Source organism: Mucilaginibacter sp. P2_A4 (assembly GCF_056405015.1).
In genome coordinates this window covers 307,685-327,488 of the sequence record NZ_JBFUCX010000003.1, presented here as the reverse complement: position 1 = coordinate 327,488, position 19,804 = coordinate 307,685, and the positions used below count along the sequence as shown (strand labels likewise).

Genomic DNA, 19,804 nt, shown 5'->3' with positions numbered 1-19,804 from the left:
GTGATCATTTTAGAAGAGTTTTTCTTTTATATTTTCCTTCGTAGCAGGATAGACCAAATCGCAGGTATGCGACAGGGTTTTTTCATCCTTGTTGTAATCGCAATGCCGCAATAAATGGCTGATCAGGTTGATGCGGGTTTCATGTTTGTCGTCGGCCTTAACAATATACCAGGGTGCATGTTCGAAATTGGTTTTCAACAGCATTTCATCCCTGGCATCGGAATAGTCTTTCCAATGTTTGGTGGCCGCTTCATCAATTGGGCTTATTTTCCACTGTTTAAGCGGGTCTTTATGGCGATCTTCCAGCCTTTTTTCTTGTTCCTTTTTACTGATATCCAGGTAGTATTTTAAAATGATAAAACCTGCATTTACCAGTGTTTCCTCAAACAATTCAACTTCCTTAAAAAACGACTTGTATTGTTTATCTGTGCAAAATTTCATGACTTTTTCTACCCCTGCGCGGTTGTACCAGCTTCGGTTAAAAAGCACCAGTTCGCCCGATGCTGGCAGGTGGGCGGTATAGCGCTGAAAATACCATTCACTATCTTGGCGGTCTGATGGCTTACCTAATGCCACGACTATAGTTTCACGCGGACTAAGATGCTTGACTATTCTTTTTATAGTGCCGTCTTTACCGGCTGCATCCCGGCCTTCCAGTATTACTACCAGTTTGAGGCCGGAAGCGATGATTTCTTTTTGCAGCTTGACCAGCTCAATGTATAGCCCGTGCATTATTTCTTTATTTTTCATGATCTTGATATCGATAAATGGAGGTAGTCATCTTCTTTGAAAAGCTGACTTTGATCTATGCCGGCTTTGGCGATATCTAAGAACAACAATTATCACTCCACTCAATTTTCCTGATGTGGGCGACCTGTATGACCACCTTTTTCCCACCGAACCAGTTATGTGTATCTACCACGATAGCTGTAATTTGCCAGGTTTGATCGTCGATAATAAAGTCATTGACATGACCGATCTCTCCGTCAGTTGCATGAATGTGATAACCTGTAACCCGTTCTGTACTACGTAAATGAATCTGATTCCCGGATATTTTATCCTTATCTGGCTCAATTAGCACTTCGCGGTCAATTGAAGGAAAGGGCATACTAATACCCAAAGAACCACCTCCGTAAAAACCGCTACCCCAGTAGTTTTCCCATTGGTAATGGCCGTATAATGCAATCTCCTGTAAGTGAGAAACCGGCTTTTCGGTATCAATATCCGGGCTCTCCTGAACCTGTTGTTTTGTTAATGAAACGGGGAAGAAACCATTTTTCCAGGGCTGTTTAACTATGGCACCGGGTGCAATCAATACTTTTCTGCCGGATAGCCAGTCGCCCGTTTTCACGATGAGGTAACGTATTTTCCAGCTTTCATCATCAAAGTAAAATCCCTCAACCTCTCCGATCGGGCCATCGGAAGCACCAATGCTGTAGTATATTAAACTGTTAACGTTGCGTTCCATATGGTTTTGATCTTTATAAATGATGCTGAAACAAAAATCCTATTTTCGTTTCAGCTAATAAATGATGGTCTAATGCGAATAAAATGACGCTCATCATTTATTCGGTTTCTTTTACCGTTCCAGGTGGGCTATACAAACCAAACTCATACCATCCTTTAATGATTTTTTTCTTTTCCTAGTATTCATCATTCGTGATCATGCCGGACGCCAGTCTTTTTTTTATTATATCAAGCGGCGAATCTTTCCTGATGCGCTGACCGGGAATATATAAGGTGTTGCAAATATCCAGAACAGCATGATCATCCAAATGATCCACCATATGAAGTTCATGCCTCCGAACTTGTTGTAAAACGTAATTTCAAATCTTAAATGTGAATTAAATAAACGGTGTTAGCTTTTACCAAGCTGGAATCGTCTTTGTTAAAGGTCGGGTTTTGAGGCGGATGGATATTACATAACTCCAATCAAAAGTTACATGATTCACACCTTAGAGCCGGAGGAGAAAGTGGCTTTAATATGGCAAGTTTACTTAACGCAAGCTGATATTTATAGCCTCTAGGGTCATGCTTACCATCATAAAAATTGTCCCGCAAACGGGCTCCCCCCCCCCCCCGCCCAGGTTATAACGCACTGTTACAATCGGGGTTGCAGTTGTCTTATAAACAAGGGCGAAGAAGGAGGTCTGTTTGATGTTCTTTATTGTTTTGTGCCTTAGCGATGGTGCTTTTACAACAACAAGGACACCTTTTACCCGGATGACGGAAGCTCATAATATATTTTACATTTTCATGCTATCCCTCATCATCACACCCTTTTTCATTGGCATTTTCATCAACTCGCCATTCATCATTATGCATTGGCCTTCTTTTAGCGTCATGGTTTTACCATCCTTCATTTTCACGGTACCATCCGTCATCACCATAGTTCCGTTGGCCATGGTCATTGTTTTAGTCATTGGCACGCTTTTGCCATGTATCATTGTCATCATTTTACCATCCATCATCATAGCGGAGTGATTCATTTTTTTCATAGACATGTGCGACATCTTATGCATGGAGGTGTCGGCCATTTTGGTTTGTGCCATTGCGCTACAACCCAGTGTAACAGCAATTAAGGAGATCATCATTCTTTTCATGTTTTCAAATTTTAATATATGCTTACTAATCTACAGTCATTTACAGGCTCATTCTTTTACTTTGAGCATGCTGGCATTAATTGCTACCACCACGGTACTAACCGTCATTAATGCCGCCCCTATGGCAGGGCTTAATACAATACCCTGGTTGTATAAAACTCCTGCCGCCAGTGGTAAGGCAATCACATTATAACCTGTTGCCCAAACCAAATTCTGGATCATTTTCCGATAAGTCGCTTTACCAAACAAGATCAAACTCACAATATCCTTCGGGTTGCTGTTCACCAAAACGATTCCCGCAGTGGCAGCCGCAATATCACTCCCTGAACCGACAGCAATACCAATATCGGCTTGCGCGAGTGCCGGGGCATCATTTACGCCGTCACCCGTCATCGCTACAAATTCTCCTTTTTGCTGCAAGGCTTTTATTTCCTTCAACTTTTGATCTGGCAATACTTCTGCGATAAAGCTATCCATCCCCAAAGTTTTACTTACGCTTGCGGCCACTTTAGTGTTATCGCCTGTAAGCAGGATAGATTTGATATTTTCATCCTTCAGCGTTTTGATTGCCTCCGCCGATTCGGGCCTTATCTTATCAGACAGGGCCATATATCCGGCCAATTTTTTATCGATGATTACAAACACAGCAGTCTCCGTATCATCCGCTGAAAAGCCGTCTGGCAGATCCATCTTATGCGCTTTTAAATAGCCGGGACTAACGACTAAAACTTTTTTACCAGTAACCGTAGCCTGAACTCCCTGGCCCGTAATTGCTTTGAAGTTTTCGGCAGGAGGAATAACTATTTTCAACTCCTTTGCCTTTTGCAGTATGCCCGTAGCGATAGGATGTTCTGAAGTTTGCTCCAGGGCCGCAGCCACCCGTATGATTTCATTTTCTTTTAGGTCTTTGTTGAGGGAAATTATTTTTGAAACCTCAAATTTTCCTTCCGTGAGTGTCCCCGTTTTATCAAACACAACCGTCGTGATCTTTCTCGAATCTTCAAATGCATTCCTGTTTTTGATCAGTAGTCCATGTTTTGCAGCCAACGCTGTTGATTTTGCTACTACTAAGGGTACAGCAAGCCCCAGGGCATGCGGACAACAGATCACAATTACCGTAACCATTCTTTCCATCGCAAAGGATAAAGGGTGACCGGTTAAAAACCAAAACAGGAACGTTGAAATACCTGTTACCAGGGCTATAATGGTCAACCATTTTGCTGCCGTATCCGCCAGCAACTGCGTTTGAGATTTTGACTTTTGCGCGTCATCCACCAGTTTGACTACCTGCGAGAGGTAAGAGTCCTTCGCGCCATGGGATACTGTAACTTTAAAAGATCCGTTGCCGTTAATGGAACCGGCGATCACTTTATCTCCCTTTATTTTTTTTACCGGTTTTGATTCCCCGGTCAGCATGCTTTCATTGAGGTAACTTTCACCTTCCAGGATAATCCCGTCGGCAGCAACCTTTTCCCCTGGCTTGACTAGGATGATGTCTTTTTCTTTTAAGGTATCCGTTTTAACATCATGTATCCCATTATTCACCACCTTATGCGCATCTGCCGGCATTAACTGAACCAATAACTCCAGTTCATTGGAGGCTCCCATTACGGACCGCATTTCTATCCAGTGCCCTAAAAGCATGATTAGGATCAAGGTATCCAACTCCCAAAAGAAATCCATTCCTTTTAAACCGAATACAATAGCCGTACTATAGCAGTAAGCCACGGTAATAGCAAAGCCGATCAGGAACATCATTCCGGGATTTTTTGTCTTTACCTCATCAACAAGTCCTACTAAGAAAGGCCATCCGCCATAAATAAACACCACCGAAGACAAGGCAAACAAAATGTAAGAAGAGCCGGTGAAAGACCAGTTCACACCCATAAAATGCTGGATGATGGTTGATAAGAGCATAATCGGAGCGGTGAGTGCCGATACCACATAAAACCGCTTTTTAAAATCAGCAATCATCATTGCATGATGATCGTGCTCCGACATTCCCTTGTGCTGGTCATGGTTTTTGTGCATTTTACGATGGTCCATTTTTGAATGTTTTTGACGTTTTTATTTTTCGATTTTTTTCTGTTTCAAATGCAGGTAAATAAAGGTTGCATTTGAACCAAGCCCCATTTCTCTATTCAATTTGTGCCCCAATTTTATTTCCGCACAGTCTCTGCATAACAGTTTGCATGTGACACCAAGCAACACTATTCTAAGAATATATTTTATTGAATATCACCAATTATTTTCTTTTCCGGAAGCGGCTATACCATACTACTCCGGCAAAAAAAGGACCAGCAAGGTGATCCACCAATACATTTACATTCCTCCAAAATTGTATTCTCTATTATGATTCATCATCGCTTTAATATTTCATTTTTTTTGTAGTCCGACATTCATTTGTGCTGGTGATGCTCCCGGTGCATTTTCCACTCCGCTATTATATTTACCCATACAGGCCGCGCGGTTACATTAGCCCGATGATATAACACTTGTTGGGCGGCCTTTGTGTTGGCCTTATTGCCGTTCCAAAGTCTGTTGTGGCAACGCGGCCGAAAGAAAAGGTAAGCGCCCAGGGCAAAGCTGGTCTGTATTTGCCATTAATCGCGTCCAAGCCCGCGGAGGCCTTTTCAGCAGGTTGCCCGCCCGATAAAAATGCAATTCCCGGCACAGCGGCTGGTACTGACATCAATAAGCACTTTATCGTCGCCTGTGCTACGATATGAGCATCTTTTTGAAGGCTGCAATCGATACCTGGTAAAATCATGTTTGGCTTTAACAGCATGCCTTCCAATAAAATAGTTTGCTGGTAAAGCTGGTCAAATACGATGTGAAGCATTTCCTGGGTTGCCGCCAGGCATTCTTCTATCGTGTGTCTACCATTCATCAGCACTTCCGGCTCAACAATAGGTACCAACCCGGCTTCCTGGCACAACGCCGCATAGCGGGCTAATGAATGGGCATTTGCTTGCATGCAACCCCGGCTGGGGAGGCCATCGCCTAAAGCTATTACCGCCCGCCACTTGGCAAAACGGGCCCCCCATTTCGCTGTATTCAGCCAACCGGCTACGCAAACCTTCAAGTCCTTCCGTAACTTTTTCGCCATTAAATTCCGCCAATTGCTTTGCACCAATGTCTACCTTGATCCCGTGATAATTCCCGCATCAACAAGCACTTTAATAAAAAAGGTGCCGTCTTTTTTTTGCTGCCTTATGGTCTCATCAAATAGTATAACTCCGTTAATGCTTTCGTTAAGACCCGGCATCTCCGGCTGAGATCGCGATTGTTCGTATATAAATGTCTTGAACTCATCCGTGGTAAAATTCTGATCTTTATAAAATATAACGCTTTCCAGATATTCATCCAGGCTCATTTTACCTAATTCATAAGTTTCAAAATTGAGATGGTGCCGCTCTTCCATGTCATGAAGATCAAGACTGAATGTTTTGGCACCGGCTTTACGTGAATTACGATCCCATCCGTCGCTAAGTAAAACGCCTCCAACATCAAGAAATAGTGTATTTATTTGATATTCTTTTTTCATAGCGTAGCCTTGATTTTAAGGTAAACTCCATACTATATAAGCCGGCATTCTGGTCTCGATAAAAACAGACGCCAGTCATTTCATTAAATGATTTAGGCCTAACATTATTCATAGCCGCTTTTAATAATGGTTTGGATCATTTTGAACCGGCCGTTGGGTTTGATGAAACTGGAAAGGTGCGCCGGAATGATGATGCCTTGACCTGATTGAAGATGATTGGAAACCTGATCGATAACAATTTCCGCTTTTCCTTCAATGATCTGCGCGAACGTATCAAAAGGAGACGTTTTTTCCGTCAATCCTTCCCCACTGTCAAAAGACATGATGCTGATATTTCCGGTCGACTTTTTAATAATGGTTTTTATAACTACGGCATTGGGCACATATTCAATGATTTCAACGATAATGTGTGACTTTGCCTTTTCTATTTCAGTAGTATTTGGCTTAACCTGGTTATATTTTTGATTCATGATCCTCTTTCTTAAATGAATTTGTAAGCATCTTGCTTTACCGGAGATCGGTATTTTAATTCACAGTAAAAGGATATTTGCAAGCCCTGTAAAGGTGAGGTTCTGTTTTGCGGGAGAGTTACACAACTTTATAAATAAGTTACATTATTCACACTTGTGAAATAATTTCTATGCTTTGTCGTATTGTCCCGAAGAATTAACTTTTAAAAACGAAACATTTACCCTGTTTCCCGCTTGAACTATAGTGAGTGATACAAAATAGCTAATTAATAAAAGCTGTTTGCTTTCCTTATTTTCTTAATAAGATATATGCTAATAGTTCTCACGCGCTTGGGGCAGAATCTGAAACCCGTTTTAAATACATCACTTCGCTTTTTTAATCAACTGGAGCTATCATGAAACTTTACGTTAGAAATATGGTATGTATCCGTTGCAAGATGATCGTCAAACAAGAGCTGAAAAAGCTTTCTTTGCATTATGTGATCGTAGAATTAGGTGAAATAGAGATCCTAGAAAATATTTCTCCGGTCCAATTGGAAGAACTTAACGTCGCACTTTTGAAGTATGGTTTAGAGTTAATGGATGATAGGAAAAGTATTATGATCGAAAAAATCAAAAAAGTAATTGTTGAGCTGATTCACTATGCCGATGAGCCGGAGAAAATTAATTTTTCTGATTACCTCAGCGAAAAACTTAACCATAATTATACCTACTTAGCCAATTTATTTTCCGAAATAGTAGGGGTTAACATAGAACACTATATCATCGTGCACAAAATAGAGCGTGTGAAAGAATTGCTGGTTTATGATGAGTTATCGCTTACCGAGATTTCCTACAAACTGCACTATAGCAGCGTCGCGCATTTATCCAATCAGTTTAAAAAGATAACCGGCTTAACACCGTCACATTTTAAGAAGTTAAAAGTATACAGACGTAAGGGAATTGTGAACCCTGGATAATCAACAATTGGTAAGATGCAGTGGAAATAATTTGTCAAAAAATTAGATCCGCCTGAACTTCATGGTACGGCCGATAAATTTAAAATGCCAATAGCCCTTTACCCGCAGAAGACCCTGCTCATCAATGTAAGCCGATGCGTTCCATTCTTTACCATGCTTGGAGTCATAGATCATTCCATCCTCCCATGATTTGGTATCTATGTGATAAGTTAAATTTCTAAGGATACTAAGACCATGGATTTTACGATTACGAAGTTTAGGATCAGGGTTGTGCCTGTCTTTCCAGTAATCCAGCGGCTTACCTTCGGTATCACTAAACCAGTCTATGACTGCCTTGTACTCATTTTTTACCAATGAAATGGTAATGATCAGGCTGTTATTTGTAGATTCCCATTTTCCGCAAATTTTTGACCTGGGCGGAACCGTTTGCGCACTTGCAACAATAGCCATGAAGAACGAGATGATAATAGTTAAAACATAAGATTTAGTTGAAAGGCAAACGATCATAATTATTTTAATAATATATGCTCCAACAATAGTTGGGGTAAAACAATAACTATTTAACGCAGCTTACAAAACCACATTGTCTTTTCAATCGGAATTCTCAAAAACATTTGATGAGAAAATTAACAATGAAGGTCCTGCTTCTTGTTTACTTGAAAAATTGAATAGAGGGTACTCAAGCTGTTTAAAAGCAAAAAGATTTCTAAAAAACAGATTACGACTTCATTGTTAAATTTGCAATGTCCTGTATTTCAATGTATTATATAATAACATTTTAGGCGATTCCTGTTTTCATTTTGATTAAAAAGATGAAAATTAGTTGACAGCAAGCATTATTCTGGTTATTTTTAGCGGGATGTTAGTTACACTTGATTTTAATGGCAGAATTTAAATCACATGTTTTTTTTAAATCTTTTGTCATATGCTTCTCTTTAGTGTATGTGTTAGGTACAATTACCAATGTACTGATCATTCCACGGTATGTCTCAGCGATTGCCTGCCCCAGAGCCGATTCCCATTTTGCAGATAAAAATTCATTACCACATTTGCACCTGAGCACAAATAATTCATTCAGGGTAATAGAAAAATCCATACTGGAAAATAACCAATTGAGGAGCTTACATTTAATACCTGTGTGCCTGCTACTGTTTTTTTTCGGCATCTCCTTACTTCGAATTCTATCCAAAATAACACCGCCCCGAATTTTTATATGTTATAATCTTCAGCACGCTTATCTCGCCTATTGTAATTTCAGGATCTGATCATTTATTCTTTCATTATTGTTTAACCGATTTCTTTAAGGAATTGAAGCAGTATTTGCTGCTAAATCTTCCGTATAGGCATAACCTTTAAAGCGAATCGCCAAATACGGGATTGTTTTATCAGTATCCGTTCAAAAATCGGAGGTGCCAAATTGGCAATTATCAACTCTTCCCTGTTCAACTTTTAGTTTTTTAGCAAAAAGGGGTAAATTTATTAATGAAATTATTGATTATGAAATTTAAAAATATGATAGGCCTTCTGGGCCTATTAACTATGGTTATGCCTGTATTGGCACAAAGTACCAATGAGGCACAACAAGCGATCGACGCCGAGCAATATCAAAAAGCCAGGCAACAATTACAGCAATTGATCGTGAAAGAGCCCGCTAAGGATGAGAATTATTTTTACCTGGGTTGGGTTTATGTATTGCAAGACTACCCTGATTCTGCAAAAGTTGTTTTTGGCAAGGGCATCACCGCCGATCCAAAATCAGCATTGAATTATGTTGGTTTAGGTATAGTTGCGAAATTAGACAAAGACGACATCGGCATGTTAGCTAATTTTGAAAAGGCCACCTCTTTAGCCGGCAAAAGTGATAAGCCCTATATTTATATGGCCAAAGCGTACCTGTTAAACCCCACGCCTAAAACAGATCTGGCGCTGAATACCCTAACCAAAGCCGCTAAATCCGGTGCAAAAGATCCCGAATACTTTTTAACAATGGGCGAAATTTACCACTCCAAACTGGATAATAATAATGCCTACGCGAACTATTCACAAGCTCAGGTCCTCGATCCAAAATCAGCAAGAACCAATGTAGTCATCGGCTCCCTTTGGAAACAAGCCAATAATTTTGAAGATGCTACACAGAAATTTAAGGACGCATTGGTTATCAATCCGAATTATGGTCCGGCCTACCGCGAATTAGCAGAGACAGATCTGAGATGGGCACTTACTGATCCCAAAGTGGCATCGGTAAAAGTGAAAGAGGGTGCCGATTACTATAAAAAATATCTCGACCTGACGGACCGTTCAGCAGAATCCGAAATGCGTTATGCTGATTTTCTCATACAGGCCGGTGATTATCAGGGGTTGGAACAGGTGGCCAATGACCTGGCGAAGTCCAGCAAGTCCAATCTGCGTATCTACCGTTACATGGGTTATGCCGGGTATGAAAACAAAAATTACCAGGCTGGCCTTGATGCTTTACAGAAATTTATCAAAGAAGCTGATGTCAAGCGCGTAATTCCCCGGGACTATTTATACCTCGGCAGGCTACAGTTAAAAACAAACCAGGATTCTTTGGGCATAATAAATTTAAATAAAGCAGTCGAATTGGATAGCACCTTTGACGAAGCTTACAACGATATTGCCGGTTCATTATATGCGAAGAAGAAATATATAGCGGCAGGCGATGCTTATAAAAAGTACATCGAACACAGCCATCATGTGAGACTCACCGAATATTTCCGTGAAGGCATGAGTTATTACTACGGTTATAGTGACCAGTATTATAAATCCTCCAGTGACAAAGGCGCTGCCACGCCGGATTCTACGTTGCTGGCCAAAGCGGATTCTGCGTTTAGTTATATCCAGCAAAAAACCATTACAAAACCCGTGGGCGATGTACTGCTGTACCGGGCAAGAATCAAGGACCTGGAAGAAAAGGACCGAAATAATATCGCAGGACTTGCTAAACCTTTGTATGAGCAATACATCACGTTGGAGACCGTAAATGCACCGACCGATGAAAGGACCAAGAAAAACCTGGCAGAGGCTTATGCTTATTTAGGTTCCTATTATGCCTACAAGGAGAAAGACGACAATAAGGCCATAGAGAACTTCAAAAAGGCGAGCGAAATCTATCCTGATAACAAACAGGCCAAGGCCTATTTAGCCCAAAAAGAGGCTTCTGATAATAAGAGTAAATAGATAACAAATCAAATTATTGTTGCAGCAGGTCCGAAATAAATGGTCTGCTGCTTAAAAACCATCAACATGCCTGCTCATGAACATAAAATACTAATCATCGATGATGACCCGGATATACTGGAACTGTTAACCTATATCCTCGCGGCAGAGGGGTATCAGATTGTAACCTCTTTTGATGGTAAAGAAGCCGATGTGCTTCACGAGATTTTACCTGACCTCGTGTTGCTCGATCTGCGGATGCATGGCGTTGCAAAAGCCGGGGCAAAAATTTGCCTAAAGATAAAAACGAATATCAATACCAAAAATATACCGGTGATTTTGATTTCTGCGGAGCCTGATATTGAATCAATAGCGAAAGACTATTATGCTGATGATTACATTAGCAAACCTTTCAATATCCATGACATTTTATCTAAAGTCAGGAAAAATATAGACAGTTAAATAGTTTAAAAAAAGATCAAATTATAACAGCCCTTCCATTTATTATCATTGGGGATAGCTGGTGCACAACGAAACTGAGGAACAAATCACCGCTTTTTAAAAGCGGTGATTTTTAACTTCAAAAGAGAGCAAGCCATATTTAAAAAAGGCTCAATCAACTGAGTTTTGAGATTTCGTAATTAAAGACTTGGTATCATCTTTAGCAATTACATTTTCCTTTAGCATATCTTCCTGGTGAAGTTTCACAATAAACTGAACCTTCAAATGTTCATATAAAGAGTGCTTACTAACCATCGAAGATACCAAACTCGCTATAGTTGCCGCCAGCATTAAGAAAAAGATGACACTATGGCGATCCGTCATCTCCAGTACTAAAATTGCCGAGGTAAAAGGCGACCTGGTTACCCCTGTTAAAAAAGCAACCATACCAGAGAGGATTAATAAATTAGTATTGGATGCCGAAAGATCAAACCATCCGGCGATATAGGATCCGATGGTAGCTCCGGCTCCCAAAGATGGAGCAAATATCCCTCCTGAAGCTCCTGTGGTAAAGGATAATAACGGCCCCAGCATCCTAACCACAGGAATTTGCCAATCAACGCTTTTGTTTGTCGTAAACAATAGCTTGGCCATCTCTGCCTTTCCTGAACCTAAAATAGCATCATTAACAAAATAAGCAACGGTACTCAGAATTAACGCACAGAGCAATACATAAAGCACCTCCGCATATTTATGTGTTAAACGGTCTTTCCAGATAAGTACTTTTAAGATCAGGAGGCTTAGCAAACTTCCGGACCAGCCAGCCACAGCGGCCACCAACACAACCCCTAAAAACACATAGTTGGAAAGATGACTCACATCAGGGTATCCTAAATATAAATAGGGGCCCAAAAATGCCTGCGCTGTTAAACCGGCAATAATTACGGCAGTGAAAATAGCAGTCTTGAACTGACTAATATGCGTTTTGGCCAATTCTTCCACGGCAAATACAATTCCTCCCAACGGTGTATTGAATGCCGCTGCCAAGCCGGCAGCCGCGCCTGTCAATAGCATGTTTTTATAAGATATCTTTGGCCATGACGGCGGAAGCCATTGGTTTATTTTCCGAAAAACAGTTCCTGCAATTTGAATGGTTGGCCCTTCCCGGCCTATAGCACCACCTCCAAAAATCATCAGTAAACTGGATGCTATTTTAACCAGCATCATTCTGATATTTAGCAACTTATCTATTTGGTGATTTTCTTTTGGTGTTGCCAATTCTATAGCGGCCATTACCTGAGGAATGCCACTTCCCCTGGCGTATGTATTAAACCGTTTAACCACCCACCAAGCCAAGATAAAACCGACAGGGCTGATGACGAATAATAGCAAGCCATGTGCATGAAAGATCAGGAAGCCCCATTTTTCGACCCGCTCAAACAACTTGGTATACAATACGGCTATTACGCCAGTTATTAAAGATGCGATCCAAAACGGCAAAGCCTGAAGGAGGTTGGTTCTTAGATCTAAACGTTTTAAAAGGGACCGAATCTTTAGCATTATACTTATTAGATTTTATGCTGGATTTAAATTGATCTTCCACTGGCAGGAAATAACAATGAAATGGGCACACCTGGTGGTTAATCAATCAGGAAATGCATAAGTTAGCTATTTTATTGGGAAAAATCGAATCTGGACAGAAAGTGTTCTTTAATTATATTCAATGAACTTATCATATCTATAATCATCAGGTTCTCGTTAAGATGTTCAATCCTTAAAATGATTCCGTATTAGATTATTTGAACATCACATTTTAATTTTATGCCTAACTTGCAACAGGAGGTATATAGTGAGCAGTTTCAACAAGTCAAGGCGTTTTCATAGTTTTTTAAAATTTCAAAGAGATTTTAGAGCCAATAGTGTTAAAAAGGTTAAAAGTTATGAGATCATCCTGCTATGGGTACGGGGTTTTCTTTCACGTAGCCAATTTTTAATATTATCAGGAGCGCTTGTCGGTTGTACCGCCGGTCTTGCAGGCGTGATCTTAAAAATGCTGGTTCATTACATACACCATATTATAACTTCAAAGTTTCAATTTGAACAGCAAGTTGTATTTTACATCGTATTTCCGTTATTAGGTATTTTCCTTACCACGCTGGTGGTTATGTACATATACAGGGGTAATGATCGCAAGGGGATTCCCGCCATATTATATGAAATCGCTCAAAATTCCAGTCTGGTATCGCCGGTAAAAATGTATTCGCAAATTGTGCAAAGTGCAATTACAGTTGGGCTGGGTGGCTCTGCCGGTTTGGAGAGTCCTATCGCAGTAACCGGATCGGCCATTGGTTCTAACTTTGCCAGAACATATAATTTAGAATATAAAGACCGTACCCTGTTACTGGCCGCCGGAGCTACAGCTGGGATTGCCTCCGCATTCAACGCCCCCATCGCGGGCATGATGTTCGCATTTGAGATATTGCTTACCGGTGTAGTATTTACCGATTTTATACCGTTAGTGGTAGCTGCCGTTTGCGGCAGTCTGGTATCCCGGATAATTCTCAATGAAGAGGCCTTATTTAAATTCACATCAAGGGATTCTTTTAATTATAAAAATATCCCTTTTTATATTGTGCTGGGTATTGCCTGTGGTTTATATGCCCGATACTTTGTAGTGATATCGCAATGGATTGAGCACCAGTTTAAGCATTCTAAAAGAGGCCGTCTTCAAAAGGCATTGATTGCAGGAATCATGCTTTCCCTTTTATGTGTAATATTTCCACCCTTATTTGGAGAGGGGTATTCTACCGTTAAGACATTGGCTACAGGACAAATAGCATCTATTGTTTCGGTTAGTTTCTTTAAATATTTCACTTTCCATCAGTGGTTTATTTTATTGTTCTTAGGGCTTATATGTCTGTTAAAAGCCTTTGCCACATCTATTACGATTTATGGTGGCGGCAACGGGGGGAATTTTGCACCTGCATTATTTGCAGGAGGAACCTTGGGGTATTTTATGGCCCTGGTCTGTACGCAACTGGGTATACAAAATGTGCCTACCACCAATATGGTAATTGTTGGGATGGCCGGTGTGATGAGTGGCGTATTATATGCCCCTTTAACGGCTATTTTCCTCATTGCCGAGTCAAGTACAGGTTATGATTTGTTCATACCTCTGATGATCGTTTCAGTAGTATCTTTCCTGATTGCCAAACGCTTCTCCGGCATTTCGCCGGATTTAAAACAACTGGCTGAAGATGGGAAAATATTTACGAGGGAGCACGACCAAAACCTGCTTTCTGTACTACAAATTTCTGATCTTATAGACAAAGATGTACAAGAAATCAGCATGGATGCTTCCTTTGAGGATTTAATTGAGCTGATCAGCGTTGGAAAGCGAAATTTCATTGCCGTTACTGATGATGATCATGTACTGGAAGGTATTATCATGCTTGATGATATCAGGTCGATTATGTTTAATAAGGAATTATATGATAAATTAAGTGTCGAGGAAGTTATGATACCTCCACCTGCCCTTATTGATATTGATGATGATGCGCGGGAGATCATTAAAAAATTTGATGAAACCAATACCTGGAACCTTCCTGTAATTGATCAGCGGAAGCTCGTTGGTTTTATATCAAAAAGAAGCATGTTAAATCAATACAGACAGTTGCTAAAAGAGCTTTCAGACTAAAAACATCTCCATACCGACAGTTGCTTATCGGCAACAGATCATGAACAAAATTCATGACATGATGAAAGTTACTAATAACAAAGGGCAGGCATGAAGAACGCTTGCCCTTTGTTTCTCTTTTATGCAGCTACGGCGAGGCGATATCTTAACCGATCCGCAATTTCGGCTTCATCTACAACAAAGCCGCATTCTTTTTTACCACCGGGCGGGAAGCTACATAAAACACCATGGCAATTCCTATGATTGCCGCCCCAAAAAAGACAGGTAATTTATTGGTCCATGTACCATCGGAATAGGTGACAATTTCTGTAGAGCCTCCGCTGTCAACAGCATTTGCAGTGTTGCTGTAAAAAAAATTAGGAACTGTCGTTAGCAGCAGTCCTGCTATAGCTAGTACGATACTGAAGTTTTTCATAATGATTGTTTTTTAATGATGAATTTGTTTATTAATTAATTGTAGCAGGAAAAACTGCCTATTCTTTACGCACAATCTGGCTATTAACCTCAATTTCTTTTATAAGACCGGAGGCATTTACAGAACTACTGAATCCTTTGTCCGGATTTGATTGTGATATTTTGGCGAGATCGCTGTTGGTCTGATCAAGTTGCTTAAATAGGTCGTTGATCTGTTTTAAATGTGAATTATAGAATTTGGCCTTGTTGTTATAGGTATCGATTTTATAGTTATTGGCTGTTGCCGATGCCTGTTTGGTGGTATCAGCCGGTAGTAAGGTATAAGGTGACAGGTTGCTGATCGTTGTTTGGATGGGCACCAGCGACGGGCTCGTATCTTTTGGATCAATCGCCTGGAGACTTAACCGTACCGGATCCGGGTTATATGCAACCAGGCTTTTATATTCATCGACGATGCCCGCAATGATCTTGTTCTGGTTGGCATAGGTGCTGGCAATAATCTTACTCTTGACATTATATTTAAAACCGTTAAACAATTGTGAAGTGAAATCGTAGGCTTTGGTACGTAAAACCGCTCCCTGGACAGAATAATAATTACTCAATGTCTTGTTCTTGGTATACATTACACCAAGGCTGGTACTGAATACCTGGGCGATATTTCCTAACGAAAGGTCTGTTTCGTTCCCAAAGTTGTAATACTGTTTGCCGAATATTTCCAGGTCATCTATCCGTTCATAGGACGAAAGAAAATAAAGCCGGTACCGCTGGTATTCCACATCAGGATTATCGATCTGGGCATAGCAATTCTGCAGAAAGCCCTGCACGGCTTTATCATTAAATACCTGGTATATATTTGCACTTGGCGTCGGTTTCCATCTTAACAGGGAAACTCTGGCCTTGAATTCGAGTTCAGCCGTATTGTTGACTCGTAATGAATCAAACATTTTTGCAACGAAATAAGCGACCTGTACATTGGCCATGCCCCTGTGTTCCGCATTGACCATAGCGTAAAGACTATCCTGGATCGTCAGGTAAGTTTCATTACTGTTCCAGAACGATGGCTCTAAGGGAGGGAGCAATAACCGGTTAGTTTTGGTATCCACAAAAATAAAAGTCCCCAGGGGGTAAATATTCTGAAAGTTATTTTCCAGCATCGAGAGGCTGCTCATAGAGGTAGAATCCATCTTAAGCAGAAAACTAAGGACTTTGTTATGTTCCAGTTTTACGCTGAGGCCATCCAGCGACTCGAAATTAGAGCTTTCTTTCTGTGGGACAATAATAGGCACGTAACAAATCCCGTCTTTGTTTTTCTCCAGAGAGTTATAGTCCCTTTTGATCATCACGGAAGTATTGTTTTCAGCATCCTGCCCATAGAAAGCCACTGTATCCTCCTTATCTACCTTGATATCCTTCAATTTTTCCTCACCGGGTTTCAGATTCATTAGCGCTTTAATTTTAGCTGATCCTGATTTTTTACTGACCTTATAAAATACGGCAACATCGGTTTTTGATATATTCTTCAGCTTAAATTTAAAGCCATGGGCGAAGGAGGTCCCGGGAAAACAAACGACGGAAATAGCCATTATAGCAGACGGGATGCTAAACTTTTTCAAGAAAGAAGGAATGCACCGGTCTGGTAAACTACCGGGTTGTGTTGTTGAGTAAGTTGACCTGATAAGTTGTTGCAAGTATTCAAACATAGCATTAGCTTTAAAGTATTACGAATATCCTCCCGGATATAAACTGTTGAAATCCTGCTATTCAGCTGTTTTTGATGACCTGCCGAATAGCGGGTTCGTGCCGAAAACATCCTTTAATATCTTGTTTTGATTTCGACGCGACGATTCAGCTCCCTTCCCATCTCTGTATTATTATCCGCCACCGGGTTGCGCGTACCGAATCCTTTGACTTCCAGATTACCCGGACTCACCCCAGCGTTAACCAGATAGGTTTTAACGGCGTTCGCCCGGTCTTTTGACAATATCATATTATGTTCTTCTGTTCCTTCTATCGAAGCATAGCCGTTCAACTGATAGGTAACGGTGGGATTCGCCTTAATGGCCGATGCTGCCTGATCCAGAATGGCGTAAGAACCAGTGCGTAAAACACTGGAATTAAAGTCAAATTGAATTTTAACATCATCAATGTTGAGATCAGCTTTTTTGACAGGTGGAACCGGAGGCTTCGTTTCCGTAACCGGCTTTGGTTTAGGCTGTACAGCCGGAACGGTATTGGTAGTTTGCGTTGGCGGTATAGGTTTCTGAACTAATTTTTTGGCTTTACATGCCGGTAACGCAATTATTGCGAATAACACAAGGATGGGCAAGAAGCCTGACTTTATAGATTTCATGAGTGAAATTTCTTTTGGTAATGAAGATTTGAGTTTACAATAATGGACATACCCGTTCCGTTGACCTTTGGTCAGGAAAAAGCGGCGGCAGATGGCAAAGAAGCCATCAGCTCGAAAATCAATTTTGATTACGCATCAAATTCTCAAAATACCAAAAGAAAGGTAGGCGTGCTGCGAGTCGGTTAATATGGACCGGAGGGGTGCTATGGATCGTTTCTCCATACGAAGAAAACGATACCCGAAGAACGCGATCAGGAATAAAACGGGAGCTGATTTGATAAAATTCAGCAGGTCATCATCTATGATAGATTTCTCGGCAACGTTAATAAACCCAAATGCATCGTGATGGAGCTGTATGGTTTGTCTTCTTATTCCATGCGCGGGTAGCATGGCAGCAGTTGCCGTATTATAATTGGGTATGAAAAACAAATTGGTAAATGAGTAAAAAAGGTAGATGAGCAGAAAAAACATCACCCAGTCCTTAAAAACGCCATTTGACCTGTACTTACTCATTCTTTTGGACAAACTGTTATACCTTTTTGAAAGACGCTGAGTTATCATAGCCCGGACTTCGAAAAGTTTCAGGTTTTTGAGCATTCCAGCTGATTCAACCTAATATAAACTCCGAATTGAGATTATAATTGTTTACAAGCGTATAAAAATCTGATTTATGGCTGGCAGATTTTAAATAATATACGTTTTAATCTTTGCGGATACCAGATCTCACCAACAGCGGGCCGGATATTTTGCAGGCATTAAAGGCGGTTTCCGGGGCATGGAACTATGTAGGCCCGGTTTTCAAATCATTGAATCCTGGTATCAAAGCGATATTCTTCCTATTTGAAGCCTCTTTCTTTTGCTACTTTTCTTTCCGGCGACTGAAAGAAAGAAAAGTAGCGTCCGGGAATTTTGAACCATAGAAAAAGGGGCTCATCGCCCCTTATGTCAATTTCTTTCAAAAACCGTCCTGCCCCGCTTTTCAAATTCCCCGCAGAGATCGAACGCCGATTGAATTTTATTAAAGCCATTGCCAAAAAGGATGGATTTAAGTTTGGCATCTTCGGTTTTGTAGGACCTGACATTTTGCAGGTAACCGCTGATCGCATTATACGCACCAAAAAGGGTCCCTCTCGTCGTATCGGTCTGCTGGGTGGGATGGCTGAAAGCAAATTCACATACTTTTTCTACCGTGTTCAAAAATTGGCTGGAATATTCGTCTATATTCTCATCCAGCACCTTTTGTAATACTTCCTTACTGGGCGCCATCGCCTGTTGCACCAGTCGCAACACCTCTTTATCGTTGATCCGGACATGCGCCCAGCGATTAAATATATCGTCTAACTTATTGGAAAGACTATTGGATATGCCCATAACCTTATGCGCCTGAGTCAACCGCTCCTGAGCGGTTTGGGTATGGCGTATCTTTACACAGTTGGTCATATTATTTAAGGCGGCATGAAGTGTATTGTTGCAGCAAATCCTTGTGGGCGTAAAGGCGGCGGTTATACTGCCATACCCATCATGGGAGGTGGTCAGAAAAATATATTTCTCAATCAGATCATTCTTTCCTACCCGGATATAACCTGGCAGTTTGGCTGTAATAAATATACGCGTACCTGCCTGCCCTAAAGCTCCGGCTGTTTCATAAAGAATACCGTCTCCGCCACCAACGATGGCATCAAAAAAGCTGAACGCATCCCGGTTTTGTACGACTTCATAATCATTACCCACGACGCCCAATACCTGTTCCGTGTCGGCGCGTACTGTGGCGTAATAATTCGGTACGGCTATTTCGGGAATGGCTTCGCCATTATTCCACAAATGGTTATTGGTATCGTAGGTAAATAACGGGCGTTTTTCAACAATATAATCCAAACCGGCAAATTGTATCGCCTCGCTGCTCGTGGGGTAGCGGTCAACAATCTGCCCTAAATTATGCCAGGCTTTTTCCTTCACGCTCATAAAGCTGTGCCTTCCTGTCTTTTCATTAAAATTGATATGGTGTGCCATCGCTTAAATTTTTAGTGTTTCCTTGTTTTTAGTTTCATAATTTCTGTTTTCAGGACCTTTACATTTCGGGTGCTGCTAACGGATAGCCGGGTGTTCGCCTGTAGTTCCGCTATGGCATGGTGTATGTCCCGGTGCC

Annotated in this window: 19 protein-coding genes and 1 pseudogene; 5 read left to right on the top strand and 15 right to left on the bottom strand. The window is 41.0% G+C overall.

Features of this window, described 5'->3' with window-relative positions:
• Positions 1–9 precede the first annotated feature (9 nt).
• From ppk2 to AC1DYB_RS07990, 8 genes and pseudogenes are all read right to left on the bottom strand, one after another.
• On the bottom strand, positions 10–750 hold the full coding sequence (gene ppk2, locus AC1DYB_RS08025; RefSeq protein ID WP_477433872.1) for a polyphosphate kinase 2: 741 nt from the start codon (positions 748–750) through the stop codon (positions 10–12).
• A gap of 76 nt (positions 751–826) precedes the next feature.
• Positions 827–1,468, bottom strand: coding sequence for a PRC-barrel domain-containing protein (locus tag AC1DYB_RS08020; protein WP_477433870.1), 642 nt, complete (start codon positions 1,466–1,468; stop codon positions 827–829).
• 175 nt (positions 1,469–1,643) lie between these two features.
• Positions 1,644–1,787 (bottom strand): hypothetical protein, encoded by a 144-nt coding sequence (locus tag AC1DYB_RS08015; protein ID WP_477433868.1) that lies wholly within the window; start codon positions 1,785–1,787, stop codon positions 1,644–1,646.
• A gap of 459 nt (positions 1,788–2,246) precedes the next feature.
• Entirely contained in the window at positions 2,247–2,603 is a 357-nt protein-coding gene (locus tag AC1DYB_RS08010; RefSeq protein ID WP_477433866.1) for a DUF6799 domain-containing protein, read from the bottom strand.
• 48 nt (positions 2,604–2,651) lie between these two features.
• Complete coding sequence (locus tag AC1DYB_RS08005; protein ID WP_477433864.1) at positions 2,652–4,649, bottom strand: copper-translocating P-type ATPase; 1,998 nt, start codon at positions 4,647–4,649, stop codon at positions 2,652–2,654.
• Positions 4,650–5,073: 424 nt separating this feature from the next.
• Entirely contained in the window at positions 5,074–5,712 is a 639-nt protein-coding gene (locus AC1DYB_RS08000) for a class I fructose-bisphosphate aldolase (RefSeq protein ID WP_477434218.1), read from the bottom strand.
• 1 nt (position 5,713) lies between these two features.
• A pseudogene (locus AC1DYB_RS07995) lies at positions 5,714–5,871 on the bottom strand (class I fructose-bisphosphate aldolase); the annotation flags it as partial.
• Positions 5,872–6,254: 383 nt separating this feature from the next.
• The gene (locus tag AC1DYB_RS07990) at positions 6,255–6,620 is read right to left on the bottom strand and encodes a cupin domain-containing protein (protein ID WP_477433862.1); all 366 of its coding nucleotides are present in this window, start codon (positions 6,618–6,620) and stop codon (positions 6,255–6,257) included.
• Between the two features lie 395 nt (positions 6,621–7,015).
• On the opposite strand from AC1DYB_RS07990, the gene AC1DYB_RS07985 reads away from it, so the two are divergent.
• Positions 7,016–7,579 (top strand): helix-turn-helix domain-containing protein, encoded by a 564-nt coding sequence (locus tag AC1DYB_RS07985; protein WP_477433860.1) that lies wholly within the window; start codon positions 7,016–7,018, stop codon positions 7,577–7,579.
• A gap of 42 nt (positions 7,580–7,621) precedes the next feature.
• On the opposite strand, the gene AC1DYB_RS07980 is transcribed toward AC1DYB_RS07985, so the two are convergent.
• Positions 7,622–8,086 (bottom strand): DUF2147 domain-containing protein, encoded by a 465-nt coding sequence (locus AC1DYB_RS07980; protein WP_477433858.1) that lies wholly within the window; start codon positions 8,084–8,086, stop codon positions 7,622–7,624.
• A 1,005-nt stretch (positions 8,087–9,091) separates the two neighbouring features.
• Between AC1DYB_RS07980 and AC1DYB_RS07975 the strand changes: the two genes are divergently transcribed.
• Positions 9,092–10,777 carry a tetratricopeptide repeat protein gene (locus AC1DYB_RS07975; RefSeq protein ID WP_477433856.1) on the top strand — a complete coding sequence of 562 codons (1,686 nt, stop codon included), beginning with the start codon at positions 9,092–9,094 and terminating at the stop codon, positions 10,775–10,777.
• Between the two features lie 66 nt (positions 10,778–10,843).
• Positions 10,844–11,218, top strand: coding sequence for a response regulator (locus tag AC1DYB_RS07970; protein ID WP_477433854.1), 375 nt, complete (start codon positions 10,844–10,846; stop codon positions 11,216–11,218).
• 150 nt (positions 11,219–11,368) lie between these two features.
• On the opposite strand, the gene AC1DYB_RS07965 is transcribed toward AC1DYB_RS07970, so the two are convergent.
• The gene (locus AC1DYB_RS07965; protein WP_477433852.1) at positions 11,369–12,757 is read right to left on the bottom strand and encodes a chloride channel protein; all 1,389 of its coding nucleotides are present in this window, start codon (positions 12,755–12,757) and stop codon (positions 11,369–11,371) included.
• Positions 12,758–13,046: 289 nt separating this feature from the next.
• Between AC1DYB_RS07965 and AC1DYB_RS07960 the strand changes: the two genes are divergently transcribed.
• On the top strand, positions 13,047–14,894 hold the full coding sequence (locus AC1DYB_RS07960) for a chloride channel protein (protein ID WP_477433849.1): 1,848 nt from the start codon (positions 13,047–13,049) through the stop codon (positions 14,892–14,894).
• A 172-nt stretch (positions 14,895–15,066) separates the two neighbouring features.
• Here the strand turns inward: AC1DYB_RS07960 and AC1DYB_RS07955 are convergent, their stop codons facing one another.
• The 4 genes from AC1DYB_RS07955 to AC1DYB_RS07940 form a co-directional block, all read right to left on the bottom strand.
• Entirely contained in the window at positions 15,067–15,309 is a 243-nt protein-coding gene (locus AC1DYB_RS07955; protein WP_477433847.1) for a hypothetical protein, read from the bottom strand.
• A gap of 58 nt (positions 15,310–15,367) precedes the next feature.
• The gene (locus AC1DYB_RS07950; protein ID WP_477433845.1) at positions 15,368–17,008 is read right to left on the bottom strand and encodes a hypothetical protein; all 1,641 of its coding nucleotides are present in this window, start codon (positions 17,006–17,008) and stop codon (positions 15,368–15,370) included.
• Between the two features lie 113 nt (positions 17,009–17,121).
• Positions 17,122–17,658 (bottom strand): OmpA family protein, encoded by a 537-nt coding sequence (locus AC1DYB_RS07945; RefSeq protein WP_477433843.1) that lies wholly within the window; start codon positions 17,656–17,658, stop codon positions 17,122–17,124.
• 135 nt (positions 17,659–17,793) lie between these two features.
• Positions 17,794–18,171 carry a hypothetical protein gene (locus AC1DYB_RS07940; RefSeq protein WP_477433841.1) on the bottom strand — a complete coding sequence of 126 codons (378 nt, stop codon included), beginning with the start codon at positions 18,169–18,171 and terminating at the stop codon, positions 17,794–17,796.
• A 194-nt stretch (positions 18,172–18,365) separates the two neighbouring features.
• Here AC1DYB_RS07940 and AC1DYB_RS07935 point away from each other — a divergent pair, with 194 nt between their 5' ends.
• Complete coding sequence (locus AC1DYB_RS07935) at positions 18,366–18,578, top strand: hypothetical protein (RefSeq protein WP_477433839.1); 213 nt, start codon at positions 18,366–18,368, stop codon at positions 18,576–18,578.
• A 25-nt stretch (positions 18,579–18,603) separates the two neighbouring features.
• Here AC1DYB_RS07935 and AC1DYB_RS07930 read toward each other — a convergent pair whose 3' ends face one another.
• On the bottom strand, positions 18,604–19,668 hold the full coding sequence (locus AC1DYB_RS07930) for a DUF932 domain-containing protein (RefSeq protein ID WP_477433837.1): 1,065 nt from the start codon (positions 19,666–19,668) through the stop codon (positions 18,604–18,606).
• Positions 19,669–19,804: the final 136 nt, after the last annotated feature.

Excerpts from the sequence above, each read along its gene's own strand:
- ppk2 (WP_477433872.1), bottom strand. The coding sequence starts at position 750 with ATGAAAAATAAAGAAATAATGCACGGGCTATACATTGAGCTGGTCAAG.
- AC1DYB_RS08020 (WP_477433870.1), bottom strand. The coding sequence starts at position 1,468 with ATGGAACGCAACGTTAACAGTTTAATATACTACAGCATTGGTGCTTCC.
- AC1DYB_RS08015 (WP_477433868.1), bottom strand. The coding sequence starts at position 1,787 with ATGGTGGATCATTTGGATGATCATGCTGTTCTGGATATTTGCAACACC.
- AC1DYB_RS08010 (WP_477433866.1), bottom strand. The coding sequence starts at position 2,603 with ATGAAAAGAATGATGATCTCCTTAATTGCTGTTACACTGGGTTGTAGC.
- AC1DYB_RS08005 (WP_477433864.1), bottom strand. The coding sequence starts at position 4,649 with ATGGACCATCGTAAAATGCACAAAAACCATGACCAGCACAAGGGAATG.
- AC1DYB_RS08000 (WP_477434218.1), bottom strand. The coding sequence starts at position 5,712 with ATGGCGAAAAAGTTACGGAAGGACTTGAAGGTTTGCGTAGCCGGTTGG.
- AC1DYB_RS07990 (WP_477433862.1), bottom strand. The coding sequence starts at position 6,620 with ATGAATCAAAAATATAACCAGGTTAAGCCAAATACTACTGAAATAGAA.
- AC1DYB_RS07985 (WP_477433860.1), top strand. The coding sequence starts at position 7,016 with ATGAAACTTTACGTTAGAAATATGGTATGTATCCGTTGCAAGATGATC.
- AC1DYB_RS07980 (WP_477433858.1), bottom strand. The coding sequence starts at position 8,086 with ATGATCGTTTGCCTTTCAACTAAATCTTATGTTTTAACTATTATCATC.
- AC1DYB_RS07975 (WP_477433856.1), top strand. The coding sequence starts at position 9,092 with ATGATAGGCCTTCTGGGCCTATTAACTATGGTTATGCCTGTATTGGCA.
- AC1DYB_RS07970 (WP_477433854.1), top strand. The coding sequence starts at position 10,844 with ATGCCTGCTCATGAACATAAAATACTAATCATCGATGATGACCCGGAT.
- AC1DYB_RS07965 (WP_477433852.1), bottom strand. The coding sequence starts at position 12,757 with ATGCTAAAGATTCGGTCCCTTTTAAAACGTTTAGATCTAAGAACCAAC.
- AC1DYB_RS07955 (WP_477433847.1), bottom strand. The coding sequence starts at position 15,309 with ATGAAAAACTTCAGTATCGTACTAGCTATAGCAGGACTGCTGCTAACG.
- AC1DYB_RS07950 (WP_477433845.1), bottom strand. The coding sequence starts at position 17,008 with ATGTTTGAATACTTGCAACAACTTATCAGGTCAACTTACTCAACAACA.
- AC1DYB_RS07945 (WP_477433843.1), bottom strand. The coding sequence starts at position 17,658 with ATGAAATCTATAAAGTCAGGCTTCTTGCCCATCCTTGTGTTATTCGCA.
- AC1DYB_RS07940 (WP_477433841.1), bottom strand. The coding sequence starts at position 18,171 with ATGAGTAAGTACAGGTCAAATGGCGTTTTTAAGGACTGGGTGATGTTT.
- AC1DYB_RS07930 (WP_477433837.1), bottom strand. The coding sequence starts at position 19,668 with ATGGCACACCATATCAATTTTAATGAAAAGACAGGAAGGCACAGCTTT.